At 54.9% G+C, this 648-nt stretch carries 2 pseudogenes; both read left to right on the forward strand.

Annotated elements, in window-relative coordinates:
* A pseudogene (locus RTW80_RS26750) lies at positions 1 to 172 on the forward strand (DotI/IcmL/TraM family protein); the annotation flags it as partial.
* A 10-nt stretch (positions 173 to 182) separates the two neighbouring features.
* Positions 183 to 648, forward strand: a pseudogene (gene traN, locus RTW80_RS26755) (IncI1-type conjugal transfer protein TraN); the annotation flags it as partial.

Below are 648 nucleotides of genomic sequence, written 5' to 3' on the forward strand. Positions count from 1 at the left end.
GTTCTGGACATTCCAGTATCCTGTCCGTATGCGTCTGGTCGGCCAGACAACCAGCAAGCCAGAACAGTCTTTTGTTTTCGAAATCACCATCCAGCGTGTTGACCCCAGACTGAAACCATCCGGTATGGAAATCCGGCAGATGATCTCCCGTAACGCCGGACCGAACTCCTGAGATAAGTAATATGCAATCACGTTATTTACTGAGCACACTGCTCCTGGTGTGCAGCGCCGCCACGTCTGCAGATAACGCAGGATGGCAGAACGCACGCACACCACAAACGACAAATTCTGCCAGCGATCACGTTCAGAACGCCTCCCAAAACACCGGAGGTGTTCCGGCAACACTGGTAAAAGGTGAGCTGCCTGCCCCCGGGCAGGCCAGCCCGCTGGTACAGGATGCGGCAAGGCTTGATTCTGAGCTCTCCGCCGATGAGATTCGCTCACTACGCAGTCTCATGGCGGATAACGAGCGGGCCATCAATGCGCCCATCACCAGTGTTGTACCCCGTATCAGCTCTCTGACAGTTAATCTGTCCCCCGGTGCCAGCCTTCCTCTTGTTCGCACAGCCATGAACAACCTGAGCGTGGTGACATTTACCGATATCAACGGTTCACCATGGCCACAATCCGATCCTCCTTATAACGCGG

It is taken from the genome of Escherichia sp. AM3, assembly GCF_032029835.1.
GTDB classification, from domain to species: Bacteria; Pseudomonadota; Gammaproteobacteria; order Enterobacterales; family Enterobacteriaceae; genus Escherichia; species Escherichia coli.